Here is a 15622-nt window from a genome sequence, read left to right as displayed (position 1 = left end):
AGGGCTATAACGAACTGCGCATCGAAGACAAGAAAGGCGCCGAGCAGATCTACCTGCACGCCCAGCGCGACTGGGACGAAAACGTCGAGCACGACCAGCGGATCCGCGTCGGCAACGAACGCCACGACACGGTCGAAGCCAACACCCTCACCGAACTCAAGGCCGAAGAACACCGCATCACCCACCTCGACCGCAAGAGCGAAATCCGCGCCAACGACCACCTCACCGTGGCCGTCACCCAGCACGCCAACATCGGCACCGCGCAATTCGTCGAGGCCGGCCAGGAGATTCACTACAAGGCCGGGAGCAAGGCCGTGCTGGAAGCCGGCGCCGAACTGACGGCCAAGGCTGGCGGCAGCTTCGTCAAGCTCGACGGCGGTGGCGTGACCATCAGCGGGGCGAATGTGAAGGTCAATTCCGGCGGCGCACCGGGGGTGGGGACAGGTATTGCTTCTCTCTTACCACTCATTCCCGGCGCAGTCGCTGTAGACAGTGCCGGTAACTTGATGGAAAGCGCCAAGGCCAATCCAACCTGGCTCGAACTGAACCTGCACTATAAAAACCTTGAACCTGTTCCTGGTGCGTCCTATCGCGTCGAGTTTGCCGATGGTTCTACTCGTGAAGGTGTTTTGGATGCAGATGGTTTTGCCCGTCTGGAAGATGTCCCCAAAGGTCCCGCCAAAGTTTACTACGGCGAAGACCCACGATCTTATGATCGAGAGGCAGTCAAGGTCGTTGAAAGTTCTGATGAAAAGATCAACGAAGACTTGCGCAAGCTGGGGCTGGATCCTGATCAGATAGATTTGCAGGCATTGATTGAGCAAGCGGCAGGGAGGCTGGTATGAGCGGTGTCACAAATATTTCAGGAACCAATGATCGTAAGGAGGCCTACAAGGAGGCGGCGGTCGAATTGGCCAAGGGCATTGCCTTGGGGGCTGTCCCCTTTCTCGGTCAAGCGATTGATGCCTACGACACCGTAGAGTCCTGCGTGCTGTTGTACAAATCCAATAGCGAGTCCGCAAAGGAAGATGCTCAGTTCGACTTGTTGCTGGCAATTATCGGATGGGTGCCTGGACCTGGAGACGGGCTGAAAAAAAGTCTGCGTATCGTCAATCGCAACCCACAACGATTTGCCCCAGTATTATTCGACCTTCTACGCTTTGTCCTTGATGAGTGCGGCATCAAATCCAGCCCTGAGGCATTGCTCGAACAGATGTTCAATGCTGGAAAGCTGAAAGCAGAAATCGACGACATCATCGGTGGAGTTAAAGGTTCCAGTGCCTTCAAAAGTCTACCCAACTGGACTCAATCAGCCGTTGTAACAGTGCTTGCAACATCGCGTGATAACATGCCAGCCATGATTGGAATCGTTGAAAAGCGATTAAAAAAGTGGAAAGGCATGCAACGTAACAGTTCAGCAAGCTCATCCGGTACAAGTCGGCCTGCTCAAGGGAAAAAGCCGGCGAACAGAGATGCAGCTGTTGCCAATAGTGGTAAAGATGGGGCGAGCAGCACTCACTCAAATAAGATTGATAGTTCCAATGTCGGAACTCAGGCCTTGTCTAGTATCCTTAATGAAGGGCTGGGTGTAAGTGGTGAGCACATTGCTGACTATATTTGTGCTGTACAGTTTGGATGGGGGAAGGACTGGGACGGGCATGATAAGGGCAGTGATGGAAAATGGCTTGAAGGAACCCCTGATGCATCCAAGAAGGGCAAACTTTCACAAGGTGGAAGTCCAAAGACAAGGCATGTTCTTTACAAACTAACGGATGGCGCAAACGGTACGGGTATCGATGCTGTGTGGCGTGCCAATCCTGCAACCAACAATGGAGAAAAGTTTGCCATTGTTGAGGCAAAAGCGAGTCGCGATGAGGATGCTCCGAAGTTCATGCGCAAGCCGAATAATACACGTAAGCCCGGAGTTGGATCTCGACTCGGCGTATCTGGCCTAAGCGATCCTAGTGAGCTGATTGAACCGGTTGAAGATAGCTCGACTCAACCAGGGAAAAACACCCGCACAGTTGTCAAAGGAAAGAAAAGCGCCTCGCCGCAAAAAGTCAGTCAAGGGACAACGGGCAAAGCTAAAAATATTTTGGTTCAAATGAGTTCAGAATGGATAGCTGAAAACATTGGTAAAGCGGTATCAGGGCGTCTATTAGCAGCACAGGTAATCAACTCCTACAGTCGCCATCTCTTTTATGCCCCGCTTTATCACCCTAGCTTGAGCCCCAAAGAGCACGCACAAGCACGACTGGACGGTGATATTGAAAGTGCTCATGCAAAACATGAAGCATTCCATTATGGCGAAGGCGAAGTAAAGTCATTTGTCAATAAGCGCAAGAGGTCGCTAACAAAAAAATATGGCGCATCAAAAAATTTAAAGATCGAGGCTTAAACAAATGACCAAAAGACAAAAATTTCTAAGTGACAGTCAGTATGGAATTTTTTTGAAGGAGTCCGATGAGGTAATCAGGTTCTTTGAGTCCAATCGTTTCAAGTCTGAAACTGACGAAGAAGAAAAGTCTCTCAGAGCAAGACACTTTCAACTATTGACTCTTGATAGATTATTCATCACCTATACCGCAGGCCAGCCAATAGAGGCTCTTTTGCCGATATTGGAGAAAGTAATTGAAGGGTACGAGACTTGGCAGAGAGCACTGGCCTTACATGAGGGAGTCATAAATATTTCGCCTCTTGCAATTGATGACTGGTCTTACCAATACGAAGAGTGCGTTCAAGTTATTTCTCTTTGTATCTTGCTGCACCGCAAGGACTTATTGAAGCGTTTTGTAGCCTTGATCGATCAAGCAGGTTATGCAGGCGACGATACGCTATACGAAGATCTACTTGGAAAAGTCCTTCCAGAAAGACATGACGTGGATCAGTGGTACCATGACTCATATACTCTTTTGGTTCGTGCTATTTATGCAAGCAGTCAAAATGAAGCATCTGAACTATTAAAAAACTATTGTAAAGACTGGTACTCTGAGTTTGAACAGGCGCCTTGGCATGACTCTCACTTACAGGGTGACGAAGGCAATTATGTCGGCTATTGGGCTTTTGAAGCTGCGGCTGTAGCTTTTTTGTATGATATTGACGACAGTCAAATTGACAGCATGGTTTATCCAAAAGACTTGACTGAGTACGCTAGAAACTATAAATCGCTGAATTCACCTCAAGTTAATCGTATTGAGTCAGGCAAGCCCTGCAGTAAGTCAGGTTATTGGTTTACCCCTGCTCAATCCAATTCTCGGCGCTATTTCAACCAAGGTGAGATCATGCCGAGTTTTAGTGGCTCCAACTGGGGCGATACGCTTTGGTACTGGTCAGGCGAGAAGTAAAAAGACAGGGGGCTGGTTTATAAGAATGCATTACACATGCCTTGAAAAAAGCTGAGCAAGCAAAAGCCTAGCGAGTAAATATGATGCATCAGTGCTCGCTGAGAGAAGAAGCTTGAATATGAAAAGAAGACAACGATTCATTACTGAAAGACAGTATAAAAATACCTTGGCCTACTTCGCGGAGGAAGAAAGTTACTGGCAGAACCACGCCATGGAAGCTGACTCGCCTGAGCAGGAGAATGCGCTCAAGGCACGGCGTATTCAGCGTTCAACCCTGGCAGCCCTGGTTATTCAGTACACCGCTGGCGAGGCTATCGACTCCCTTAGGCCACAACTGGAGAAGGTGATCACCAGTTATGAGCATTATCAATCGACCTTGGCAGCCTACGAAAATATCGCAAATATTTCGCCTCTGAACATCGAAGACTATCCGCATCAATTCGAAGAGTTTGTCCAGATTGTAAGCTTGTGCATATTGCTGCATAGAAACGACTTGTTATCCCGCTTTGTCAGGCTTTTTGATCAGGCTGGCTATGCGGGTGAGGATACCCTTTACGAAGACCTGCTTCGTCCCTGCCTGCCTGAGCGTTATGACGTCGATGAGTGGTATCACGCGGTCTATACCCCTCTGATCCGAGCGATCTACAGCGAAACCAAAAGCGAAGCTTCGCAACTGTTGAAACAGTACTGCAACGAGTGGTACCCCGCGTTTGAACAGGCACCTTGGCATGACAGCCATCTGGATGGCGAAGAAGGTAGTTACTTTGGCTATTGGGCATTTGAAGCGGCTGCTGTTGCTTTTCTATATGGAATCGATGATCGCGAAGTCGACCATATGGTCTATCCAAGGGATTTGGTCGAATACGCTAAAAACTATAAGGAGCAGTCGGGAGGGCTGGTGGGACGTATTGAGTCAGGCAAGCCCTGCAGTCGCTCGGGCTACTGGTTTACACCTGCCCAGACTGGCTCTCGTCGCTATTTCAATCAAGGGGATATCATGTCTTGCTTCAGTGGTTCGAATTGGGGCGACACACTTTGGTACTGGTCAGGTGAGAAGTAAAAAAGAGGGGGTGGGTTAGACGACTATGAATACGTTGGAAAAATTGATTTACCAAGCCCCAAATTTGACCTTTGAATTGCCGGATAACACACCGGTCGTCAGGCTAGGACTGATCGCCACGGTGTATTTCAAAGAAGGTTATTTGCTTGAAAGCAAAAAAAGGGTCATGGAGTGCTTCGATCGTTTCAAGGAGGAGTTCGGTCAATACTTGAAAGGGCAATTTGATGGCCGCTATAAGAAACTGACAGACGACAGTTTCAAAAAAACGGCCATGAAGATTCTTGAAACTGATTCGAATGAACAGTATGAGTGGCACATCAGTAGTGCTCCAACCGCAAGTGAGGCCGCTGAATATAGTCTGTCAGCATTGAACTCTTTTGAAATTCACGGCGACCAGAAACGCTCGTTTCTGAAGATCACCTTGCCTTGGGCTTTGTTGCAGGAAGCTGACGGCGCCGCTCGATATCAAAATTGGCTGGTTTACCTCTGCAATCAGGTTAAGGCCGAACATGGTTATGGCGGCCTTTCCAGCATTCTGCCTTATGATTTCGATAGCTACATGCCTATGGAATTTCAGCTTGCTCAGCAGTTCTCCGGACTTGAAGTGGATTCTATGGTGCACAACTTTAAGCGAGAGCTGCTCAATCACATTAAAGGTGTGAACTGGTACACCGTTCTTGGAAAGCAGTTTGTGGAGCGGCTTGGGGGGGAAGACCAGCTCCGGCATGCTTTTGACGGGAATAGAGATATAGGGGTGTTGAGTCACGCGAACGGACTGACTATCCGTGCGGGTGACCTACCTCAGCTGGGTGCAGAAAGCGAACAGCTTCCTGCTGCCTATGTGGCAGTGAATCGAGTTGTAAAACCGTTGCGTATCCCTAATCCAGACCAACTGCATACTTACTCCCCTTATGGAAACTGCTTCGAAGAAGACAGTACAGCTCGCTGGTACTCTCGTTTCGACCAAGAAAATAACCAACCTAAAACGCCTGCACGCCTTGAAGCTGGCCAGACTTGCAGTGTAGCGGGGTACTGGTTCGCTCCTGCTAAAACCGACTCCCGACGCTACTTCAATCAGGGGGAGACCATGCCGAGTTTCAGCGGTTCGAATTGGGGCGATACGCTTTGGTATTGGTCGGCTGAGAAGTAAAAAACGAGGAGTGCACTACGCATGTCTTGAGAAATCTCTACGGGCAGATGCCCGACCTGATTCCAAGCTGAATGCTGCTCTCAAACGATATTTCATGTCGTCCGCATTTTGAATGAAAGTGCCCCGCAAAGAGGGGCACTTCAAGTTCCCGCAGTGGTTGTAATTAAGCTCGAACCTTCCAGCCCATCACGTCCATCAGGTCGCAACTGTCGCGAAGCAGAATGGCGCTGGCGTTGGCCATGTGTTGCAGATCGACGCAGTCGGCATCTTTCAGTTCTACCCGTGCGAGGCTTTCCATCAATTGGGTGACGGCGAGCAGGCGGGCGCTGCTATTGGCGTGGAGGACATCGAGCGGGGTGTTTCTGTCGATCAGCAGGCAGGGGATCGTGCAGTCGATGCTGGTGAGGGGGATGTATTGCTTGTTCATGGGTAACTCTCCTTGTTTTCAAGAAGCCGCCCGGTATCCGTCGCCAAACAAATGAGGGTGGCAGCTGTGCGCGGGTTGGCGAACCGGTGAAACTCAAGGAAAGAACCGGCAGACCCGAAGGTCTCCCACGCACAGCCACCATTGAGCTTTTGCGAAGGCATAGCTTCGCAGAAGGCTAAAGGCACTGAGGTGCTTTTCCAAAATTTCTTTTCCAGGTCGCCAAACCCGGTCGCCATATGGGCGAGCGGGGACTATAAGGTGCCGGCTTCAGGAGGCGCAAATCGAGGTTATTTGCAAATCTTGCAGGATCAGTTTCGTAGTCAGTCCTCTCCCTCGTGCTGCAGTTCGAACAGCAGCAGCGAGCGCCCGGTCACCGAGTACTGGTGGCCGAACTCGAAGCGTTCCTGGCCTTTCACCGAGGGCTGGTTGGTGTCGAGCATGCAGGTCCAGAAGCCGCCATCGGGCACTTCCGGCAGGCAGAAGTTGACGATGTCGTGATGGGCGTTGACCACCAGCAGCAGGGTCGCGTCGGCGCCGGGGCGGCGGATTCCGGTTTCCTGGGCGCGGCCGTCGAGCAGCATGCCCAGGCAGCGGCCGTGGCTGTCCTGCCATTGTTCGATGGTCATTTCGCTGGCGTCCGGGGCGAGCCAGGTGACGTCCTTGACCCCGATGTCCTCGTTGTAGTTGCCCACCAGGAAGCGTCCACGGCGCAGGATCGGATAGGCCATGCGCAGCTTGACCAGGCGCTTGACGAACTTGAGCAGCGACTTGCCGTCGTCGTCCAGGTCCCAGTTGACCCAGCCGATTTCGCTGTCCTGGCAATAGGCGTTGTTGTTGCCGTGCTGGGTACGGGCGAACTCGTCGCCGGCGACGAGCATCGGCGTGCCCTGGGCCAGCAGCAGGGTGGCGAAGAAATTGCGCATCTGGCGCAGGCGCAGCGCATTGATCTGCGGGTCGTCGGTGGGGCCTTCGACGCCGTGGTTCCACGACAGGTTGTGGTTGCTGCCGTCCTGGTTGTCCTCGTCGTTGGCTTCGTTGTGCTTGTCGTTGTACGACACCAGGTCGTGCAGGGTGAAGCCATCGTGGGCGGTCACGAAATTGACAGAGGTATAAGGCCGCCGGCCGCGCTGGTTGAACATCTCGCCGGAGGCGGTCATGCGCGCGGCGAAGTCGGCGAGCTGGCCGTCGTCGCCTTTCCAGAAGGCGCGCACGGTGTCGCGGAACTTGTCGTTCCACTCCACCCAGCCCGGTGGGAACCCGCCCACCTGATAACCGCCGGGGCCGATGTCCCACGGCTCGGCGATCAGCTTCACCTGGCGCAGCACCGGGTCCTGGCGGCAGGCTACGAGGAAGCTGTGGCGCTCGTCGAAGCCATCGTGATAACGCCCGAGAATGGTCGCCAGGTCGAAGCGGAAACCGTCGACGTGCATTTCCGTGGCCCAGTAGCGCAGCGAATCGGTGACCATCTGCAGCACACAAGGGTGGCTCAGGTCGAGGGTGTTGCCGGTCCCGGAGTCATTGATATAGAAGCGTTTGTCGTCGGGCATCAGGCGGTAGTAGGAGGCATTGTCGATGCCGCGCATGGACAGGGTCGGGCCTTGCTCGTTGCCCTCGGCGGTGTGGTTGTAGACCACGTCGAGTATCAGTTCGAGCCCGGCTTCGTGCAGGTGCGCGACCATTTCCTTGAATTCGGCGATCTTGCCACTGGCCAGGTAGCGCGGGTCGGGGGCGAAGAAGGCGATGCTGTTGTAGCCCCAGTAATTGGTCATGCCCTTGTGCAGCAGGTGCTGGTCGTTGACGAAGGCATGGATCGGCAACAGCTCTACCGAGGACACCCCGAGCTTGCGAATGTGCTCCAGCACATCGTCGACCATCAGCCCGGCGAAGGTGCCGCGCACCGCTTCCGGCACCGAGGGATGACGCATGGTGAAGCCGCGCACGTGAGTCTCATAAATGATCGTTTTGTCCCAGGGCACGCTGACCCGATGATCGTGGCCCCAGGTGTGGGCCGGGTCGATCACTTTGCATTTCGGCACGAAGGGTGCGCTGTCGCGCTCGTCGAAACTGAGGTCGGCGTCGGGATGCCCGATGGTGTAGCCGAACAGCGCCTCGGACCATTTCAGCTCGCCCACCAGTTGCTTGGCATAGGGGTCGATCAACAGTTTGTTGGGGTTGAAGCGATGACCGTTGGCCGGGTCGTAGGGGCCGTGCACCCGGTAGCCGTAGATCAACCCGGGATGGGCATCGGGCAGGTAGCCGTGGAAGATCTCGTCGGTGTATTCCGGCAGTTCGATGCGTTCCAGTTCGATTTCGCCCGTGGCATCGAACAGGCACAGCTCGACCTTGGTGGCATTGGCCGAGAACAGCGCGAAGTTGACCCCCAGGCCGTCCCAGGTCGCGCCGAGCGGGAAGGGCAGGCCTTCGCGGATGCGCGAGGGCTCGGTCGCTGGCGGGGTTTTCGGCGTGGCGGCTGTTTTGGACGTGGTCATGGAGGCTCCTGGGAATCAGATGGGCGAACAGGCTCCCTGTGGCGCACGGGCGCGCCACGCACATGGGCAAGGCCGGCAGTGGAGGGTGGCGCGAGCGCCTTGGCGAAAGGTCGTCAGATGGCCGCTGGCTTGCGCGGTGCTCGTGGCTTTTTCGCCGCGCTGCTTTTGCCTCCGGGCGGCACCTTTTCTCCAGGAGGCGTCCTTTCTCCAGGAGGCACAAGGGGTGCCGCCGCCGCGGGTTTGGCGACGGCCTTGGGCTTTGCCGCGGGCTTGCCAGGCTTGGCGCTGGCGGCGCGGGTCGCCCTGGGTGGTTTGCTCGGGGCCAAGGCCTCGGCTTCGGCCAGCTTGCGGGCCATTTCCCAATGCCGGTGTTCCTGGCCGTCGGGCCGGCCTTCCGATTCCCAGATTTGATAGGCGAACTCACGAATGCGTTTGTCGTCGGTACTCATCGCAATGCTCCTGAACTGAACTCAAGTTTGGATGAAGAGGTTGACCGGGAAATCCCGCAATGCGCTGCTGATCATCAGATCCTTGTGGGGTGTGACTGCCCCCGTGGAAAAAAGTCCCTTCAGGTTTTGTCCTGGCGCGGCGAATGGCAGATGCACTCGCGTATCGCCCCAATCCGGCGCGTCGACCCGGGGGGGCGCGCCGCTTTCCAGCAGCCCGGCGACCAGCCTGGGCACTATCACCACGGCGCGCTGGCCCTGGTGTTCGCGCATGAAGGCCAGCACCTTGTCGGCGTGTCGACCCTGCACCGGCAGCGGCTGGTAGCTGCCCCGGCGAAACAGCTGCGGGTACTCGCCGCGGCGCTCCAGCGTGGCGGCGATCAGGGCCTGCTTGATGCGCCCGTCGCGCCAATTCGCCAACAGTTCCATGGTTTCGCCGCAGGGGTCCAGAGCCTGCTGTCGGGTGGCGAAGTCCACCGGGCGGCGGTTGTCCGGGTCCACCAGGCTGAAGTCCCAGAACTCGTTGCCCTGATACAGGTCCGGCACGCCGGGCACGGTCATGCGCAGCAAGGATTGAGCCAGGCCGTTGAGGGCGCCAGCGGGCGCGATGCGCTGCACGGCCGCGCCTATGGCGCTGCGTAACGGCAGGCCCTCGGGGCTGAGCAACAGCCGCTCGATAAACTGGTGGACCGCACTTTCATAGGCCTCGTTGGCCGCCGCCCAACTGCTGTGCAGCTTGGCTTCGCGCAGGGCTTTTTCCTGCCATTGCCAGAGGCGCCGGGCATAGTCCCGCAGGCCCTGGCTGTCGTCGCTGTGCAGTTCCAGTGGCCAGCTGCCGAGCAGGGCCTGATAGAGAATCAGCTCGTCACCGGCGCCGGGCGCCTGGGGATCGCTGCGCAGGGCCTGGGCCAGGCTGCGCCAGTATTCGACCTGTGCGACGTACCAGGGGCTGAGTTCGCTGAGCACCGCCAGGCGCGCGCGGGCATCTTCGCCGCGCTTGTGATCGTGGGTGGCGCTGGCCAGCAGGTTGTCGGGGAAGGTCGCCAGGCGCTCGCGGCAGACCGCGTGGAAAGCTTCCACCGGGGCGCAGAACTGCTCGGTGGAAAAACCCACGTCGTTGCGCGACAGCAGCACCGCCGAGCGATAGAGCGCGGTGTCTTCCACCGCCTTGGCCGCGGTCGGCGAGGTCAATTGCTGGAAGCGCACGCAGGCATGCTTGAGCACCTTGCGCTGGCGCCCCGGTGGCAGCTGGCGCCAGCCGCGGCCGCCGAGCCACTGTTGCAGGTAGGCCAGCACCGGCCAGTCGGCTTCGCCCAGGGTGTCGCGGGCGCCTTGCAGGGCCTGCTGGAAAAACGCCTCGTCCGCCGCCGAGCGCCCGCAGGCGCCGATGTAGGTGCGATACACCGGGAAGTGCACGATCAGTTCCTGCAAGGCGCGGCGGATGGCGCCCAGGGTCAGGTCGCGGCTCATCACGTCGTTGCGCGCCACTTGCAGCAGGGCCTGGGCCACGCTTTCGAAGTCGCTGGCCAGCGAGCCGTTGAGCAACTGCTGGCGCGCCAGCCGGGCTTCTTCGAGAAAGGCCGCCGGGCGTTCGCTGTGCCGGCTCCAGAGTTCGGCCAACGGCTCGGCGCCTTGCGGGTCGTGTTGCAGCAGCGACAGCTGGTTCATGAATTCATAGCCGGTGCTGCCGTCCACGCCCCAGTCGCGGCGCAGGGTTTCGCCGGCGCCAAGGATCTTTTCCACGTAGATCGGCAGGTGCTGGCCGGGGCGCAGCGCGTCGACTCGGCGCCGCAGTTTGCGGCAGTAGCCGCGGGGATCGGCCAGGCCGTCGATATGGTCGATGCGCAGCCCGTCCACCAGGCCGGCGGCGATCAACTGGAAGATTTTCCCGTGGGTGGCCTCGAACACCGCCGGGCGCTCGACCCGCAGCCCACCCAGTTCGTTGATGTCGAAGAAGCGCCGCCAGTTGATGTCGTCTGCCGCGGTGCGCCAGCTGGCCAGGCGATAACTCTGTTGCTCCAGCAGGGCGTGCAGGCGGGCGAAGCCCTCCGGCTGGCGCGCGTCATACTGCGCCAGCTGCTGCTCGATGGCCGCGCGGACCTGTGGGGCACTGGCGGCGTCCTGCAATTGCCGCTGCAAGGGTTCGGCCTGGGTGTGGGCGTCGGGTTGGTAGCGCAGGGTGCTGAAGGCATCGGCCAGTGGCTTGAGGCGCTCGGCCGACTCGGCGTCGAGTTCGCCCGGGACCCGCAGCAGCTCGCCATAGTCGCTGGGGCAGATCGGGAAGTGATGCTGGTAGTGCTCGACATGAAACTCGCCCCGTTCGGCATCGAAGCACAGCCGCAGCGTGCCTTCCTGCAGGGCCACGCCGTAGTCGCTGCCGAGGAACGGCAGCAGCAACTGGCCTTCCATCAAGGGGTCGGGGGAGTGCCACTGGATGTCGAAGAATTCGCCATAGGGGCTCAGGCGCCCCCAGCGCAGCAGGTCCTGCCACCAGGGGTTGTCCGCGCCGCCGACCGCCATGTGATTGGAGACGATATCCAGCAGCAGGCCCATGTCGTGCTGGCGCAGGCTGCGGACCAGGCGCTCCAGCGCGGCCTCGCCACCCAGCTCGGGGTTGACCCGGGTCGGGTCGACCACGTCGTAGCCGTGCATCGAGCCGGCGCGGGCGCACAGCAGCGGCGACGCGTACAGGTGGCTGATGCCCAGGCGGGCGAAGTAGGGCACCAGCGGCACTGCGTCGTCGAGGCTGAAGCCGCGATGAAACTGCAGGCGCAAGGTAGCCCGCACAGGCCGGGTCGTCGCTTGGTTCATCGGTCGCGCTCGTGGGCCTGCAGCCGGGCGCAGGCCAGCAGTTCCAGGCGGCGCGCGGCGTCCGGGTCGTCGAGCAAGGCCGCGCTGCTACCGGCCAGGCGCCGGCGCCAGTTGGGATGGCTGTCGAGGGTGCCGGGCAGGTTGGCCTGTTCGTCGATGCCCAGGGCGTCTTCCAGGGGCAGCAGCACCAGCGGCGCACGGGTATGGCCGAGGAAGCGCACGCTGGCGTCCACCACTTGGTCGGCTTCGTGGGTGGCTATGTGGGGAGCTTCGCGAAAGTTCTGTGGGTCGCGGCTCAGGGCGTGGCGCAGGCCCTCGCGTTCGCGCTGGCGGTGTTCGCGCCAATGGGTTTCGCCGCTTTCGTCCACCAGGCCCAGGCGCGCGCTCCAGTCGATGTCGCGGCCTTGCCACCAGCCGTTGAGGGTCGGCAGGTCATGGGTGCTGGTGGTCGCCAGGGCGTTGTCCGGCCAGTCGAGGATCGGCCGGAAATGCGTGCCATGCTCCTGCTCGAACAGCAGCACGCGCATGCCGAGCATGGCCCGCGCGCTGAGTTTTTCCCGCAGGCCGTCGGGCACCGTGCCGAGGTCTTCGCCGAGGACGATCGCCTGGTGCCGGTGCGACTCCAGGGTCAGCAGGCGCAGCAGGTCGTCCACCGGGTAATACAGGTAGGCGCCGTCGCAGGGCGGGGCGCCGAGGGGGATCACCCACAGCCGCTGCAGCCCCATCACATGGTCGATGCGCAGGCCGCCGGCATGGGCGAAGTTGGCCCGGAGCATTTCGATAAAGGCGTGGAAGCCATTGCGCACCAGGCCCTCCGGGGAGAAAGCGGAAATGCCCCAGCCCTGGCCCTGGCGATTGAGAATGTCCGGCGGCGCGCCGACGGTCAGCGCCGCCAGCAGTTCGTCCTGGCGGCTCCAGGCCTGGCTGCCGCCGCCGTCGGCGCCCACCGCCAGGTCGGCGATCAGGCCGATGCCCATGCCGCTGCTGCGGGCGGTGCTCTGCACGCGCTCCAGGCAGCGGGCGATCAGCCATTGGCAGAAGGCATAAAAGCCGATGTCGCTGGCGTGTTCCACGGCGAAATGCGCCAGCGCCGGGCTGCGCGGGGTGCGCCAGGCATCGGGCCATTCGCGCCAGTCGAGGCTTTCGCCACGGGCCGCGCGCTGGGCCTGGATGGCTTCGAAGCGGCAGTGGTTTTCCAGGGCCTCGCCGCTGGCGTGGCGGAAACTGGCGAAATCCTGGTGCAGCGGATGTTCGCCCTGGCAGAAGCCTTCATAAAGCGCGCGCAGGACTTTCTGCCGGGCCTGGGCCGCCACCGGCCAGTCGACCATCGGCTGTTGTTCCAGCTGTTGCAGTTGCGGCCCCAGGCCACTGGCGTCGATGGCGCTGCGCCAGGCGCGCTCGCCGAGAATGGTCCCGGGCGCGGCGTACAGGCTGTTGAGAAACAGCCGGCTGGACGGCGAATAAGGGCTGTAGCGTCCGGTGTCGCTGCTGAACATGGCATGCAGCGGGCTGATGGCGATGGCCTCGGCGCCCCGTTCGCCGGCGACCCGGACCAGGTCTTCCAACGCCTGGGTATCGCCATAACCGCCATCGCCGCTGCGGCGCAGCGAATACAGCTGCACGCTCAGGCCCCAGGCGCGGGGCGTGGCCTGGTCCACGGCGTCGGCGACGCTGTAGCAGCGCTCGGGCGCCACGGCCAGGGTGAAGTGCTGGCCGGCGATGCTCACCTCCTGATAACCCACCGGCACCAGGCCCGGCAGCATGGAGTTGGCGTCCAGCTTGAGGTTGAGCACGCTGCCGTCTTCCAGGTGGATTTCGCAGGGCGTGTCCGGGGCGAAGTAATGCCCCAGGTCCAGGCCCTGGCCAACATCGGCGGTCAGCAGCGGTGGCAGTTGCCGGCTCTGTTGCACCTGTAGCAGCTGGCGCAGGCTGGCTTCGATCTGCCGGTCGTTGTCGGCCGGATGGCCGAGGCTGGCCAGCACGCTTCGCAGCACCCGCGGCTCGACCCGTTGCGGGCGGCCGTTGGCGTCGATCCAGTCGACGGCCAGGCCGGCTCGGCTGGCAAGGATTTCCAGTTGCGCGTCGCTCATGGGCGTTCTCCGTCAAGGTCAGGCAGTGGGGCGGCCGCGCCGAGGCTGACCAGTGCGCTATAGGGGGCGAGATGGCCTTGCTGCAAGCGTTCGAACGCCTGGGCCGGGTAATCGAACAGGCGCTGCGCGGCGTTCGATGGCCGCTGCTCGACCTGGTGCGGGCTCAGGTTGAGGTCGATGCGCAGCTCCTGGCCATTGCCCAGGCGCCAGCGGGCGCACAGCGCACCCTCGGCCAGCACCTCGGCACCCAGGGCTTCGGCGCCGGGCAGGCAGGGCACGATGTGCTCGCGGCGCAGTTGCAACAGTTGGCGATACAGCGCCAGGGTCTGTTCGCCCTGGGCCGGGTCCGCCTGCGGCCTCGACGCGAGGAAGGTGTCCGGCGCGTTCGGGTCGGGAATCTGCTCGCGTTTATGCGGATCGGCGAAGGCGCTAAAGGCGGCGAATTCGTCGCGCCGGCCTTCGCGCACCGCATCCGCCAGTTCGCCGTGGTGGCTGGTGAAAAACAGGAAGGGCTGCGGCGCCGCCAGCTCGTCGCCCATGAACAGCAGCGGAATCATCGGCGACAGCAACAACAGCACCGTGGCCGCCCGCAACGCCTGTGGCTCGGCCAGGCGCACCAGGCGTTCGCCGAAGGCGCGGTTGCCGATCTGGTCGTGGTTCTGCAAAAACAGCACGAAAGCGCTGGGCGGCAGGTGGCCGCTGGGTTCGCCGCGAGCGGTGCCGTGGCGCGTGACATGGCCCTGGTAGGCGAAGCCCTGGCTCAGGCAGCGCGCCAGTTTCTCGGTGGGGCGTTTGGCGAAGTCGGCGTAGTAGGCGTCGGTTTCGCCGGTGAGCAACACATGCAAGGCGTTGTGGCCGTCGTCGTTCCACTGCGCATCGAAGTGCTGCTCCAGCAGGCTGGCCTGGTTGTACTCGTTTTCCACGGTCAGCCAGACCTGTCGCGCCGGGTCGATCCGTTGGCGCACCCGCTGCGCCAGTTCGGACAGGAAGTCCGGGTCGTCGATCGCATGCACCGCGTCCAGGCGCAGGCCGTCAAAGCGGTACTCCAGCAGCCACATCAGGGCATTGTCGATAAAGAAGTCGCGTACCGGCTGGCGGCGAAAGTCGATGGCCGCGCCCCAGGGCGTATGCCGGTCTTCCCTGAAGAAGGCCTTGGCGTAGTGCTGCAGGTAGTTGCCGTCGGGGCCGAAGTGGTTGTAGACCACGTCGAGCATCACCGCCAGGCCCAGGCCGTGGGCGCAGTCGATCAGGTGCTTGAGGTCGTCGGGCGAGCCGTAGGAGGCTTCCGGCGCATAAGGCAGGACGCCGTCGTAGCCCCAGTTGCGATCGCCGGGAAACTCCGCCAGGGGCATCAGCTCAATGGCGGTGATGCCCAGCTGGGCCAGGCGCGGCAAGTGTTTTTCCACTTCGCGGTAACCGCCCAGCACCCCCACATGCAACTCGTAGATCACCGCCTGGTGCCACGGCCGGCCTTGCCAGTGCGGGTGCTGCCAGCGATAGGCCCGGGGATCGACCACCAGGCTGGGGCCATGGACATCGCCGTCCTGGGCACGGGATGCCGGGTCGGGGACGCGGATCTCATTGTCGATGTTGAAGCGGTAGCGGGTGCCGGGCGGGCAATGGCCGACGACCATGAACCAGCCGTTGGCCTGGGGCAGCATGGGCAGCGACACGCCGTGTTCGAGTTCGACGCTGACGTGCTGCGCATCCGGCGCCCAGAGGGCGAAGCGGGTGCGCTGGGCATCGAGTGGAACGGTGCCGTGGGGCCAGGTTTCCAGTGTCCTTGACGGCATCTTGGGGTGCCC

The 15622-nt window shown here is 60.3% G+C and carries 10 protein-coding genes and 1 pseudogene; 5 read left to right on the top strand and 6 right to left on the bottom strand.

What is annotated here, in order from left to right:
* The 5 genes and pseudogenes from DK261_RS12990 to DK261_RS12970 form a co-directional block, all read left to right on the top strand.
* Positions 1–845 (top strand): annotated as a pseudogene (locus DK261_RS12990) (type VI secretion system tip protein VgrG); the annotation flags it as partial.
* Positions 842–2398 (top strand): hypothetical protein, encoded by a 1557-nt coding sequence (locus tag DK261_RS12985; protein ID WP_080710536.1) that lies wholly within the window; start codon positions 842–844, stop codon positions 2396–2398. The pseudogene DK261_RS12990 and the gene DK261_RS12985, both read left to right, overlap by 4 nt.
* Positions 2399–2402: 4 nt before the next feature.
* Complete coding sequence (locus DK261_RS12980; protein ID WP_080710537.1) at positions 2403–3344, top strand: PoNe immunity protein domain-containing protein; 942 nt, start codon at positions 2403–2405, stop codon at positions 3342–3344.
* A gap of 118 nt (positions 3345–3462) precedes the next feature.
* A complete protein-coding gene (locus tag DK261_RS12975; RefSeq protein ID WP_110175818.1) occupies positions 3463–4404 on the top strand; it encodes a PoNe immunity protein domain-containing protein in 942 nt (313 codons plus the stop codon).
* A 25-nt stretch (positions 4405–4429) separates the two neighbouring features.
* Entirely contained in the window at positions 4430–5554 is a 1125-nt protein-coding gene (locus DK261_RS12970; RefSeq protein WP_110175817.1) for a type VI immunity family protein, read from the top strand.
* A 163-nt stretch (positions 5555–5717) separates the two neighbouring features.
* On the opposite strand, the gene DK261_RS12965 is transcribed toward DK261_RS12970, so the two are convergent.
* The 6 genes from DK261_RS12965 to treZ all read right to left on the bottom strand — a co-directional run bounded on the left by DK261_RS12965 (position 5718) and on the right by treZ (position 15610).
* Complete coding sequence (locus DK261_RS12965; RefSeq protein WP_110175816.1) at positions 5718–5981, bottom strand: short-chain dehydrogenase; 264 nt, start codon at positions 5979–5981, stop codon at positions 5718–5720.
* 320 nt (positions 5982–6301) lie between these two features.
* The gene (gene glgX / locus DK261_RS12955; protein WP_110175815.1) at positions 6302–8470 is read right to left on the bottom strand and encodes a glycogen debranching protein GlgX; all 2169 of its coding nucleotides are present in this window, start codon (positions 8468–8470) and stop codon (positions 6302–6304) included.
* Positions 8471–8583: 113 nt separating this feature from the next.
* Positions 8584–8919, bottom strand: coding sequence for a DUF2934 domain-containing protein (locus tag DK261_RS12950; protein ID WP_110175814.1), 336 nt, complete (start codon positions 8917–8919; stop codon positions 8584–8586).
* A 21-nt stretch (positions 8920–8940) separates the two neighbouring features.
* Entirely contained in the window at positions 8941–11727 is a 2787-nt protein-coding gene (locus DK261_RS12945) for a malto-oligosyltrehalose synthase (protein WP_110175813.1), read from the bottom strand.
* Complete coding sequence (gene malQ, locus DK261_RS12940; protein ID WP_110175812.1) at positions 11724–13817, bottom strand: 4-alpha-glucanotransferase; 2094 nt, start codon at positions 13815–13817, stop codon at positions 11724–11726. The genes DK261_RS12945 and malQ overlap by 4 nt, the downstream gene beginning before the upstream one ends.
* Complete coding sequence (gene treZ / locus DK261_RS12935; protein ID WP_110175811.1) at positions 13814–15610, bottom strand: malto-oligosyltrehalose trehalohydrolase; 1797 nt, start codon at positions 15608–15610, stop codon at positions 13814–13816. The genes malQ and treZ overlap by 4 nt, the downstream gene beginning before the upstream one ends.
* Positions 15611–15622 lie beyond the last annotated feature (12 nt).

Source organism: Pseudomonas sp. RW409 (genome assembly GCF_003184125.1).
GTDB classification, from domain to species: Bacteria; Pseudomonadota; Gammaproteobacteria; order Pseudomonadales; family Pseudomonadaceae; genus Aquipseudomonas; species Aquipseudomonas chlororaphis_I.
Note: the sequence above shows the minus strand (reverse complement) of the source record. Positions and strands in the feature narration are given on the sequence as shown.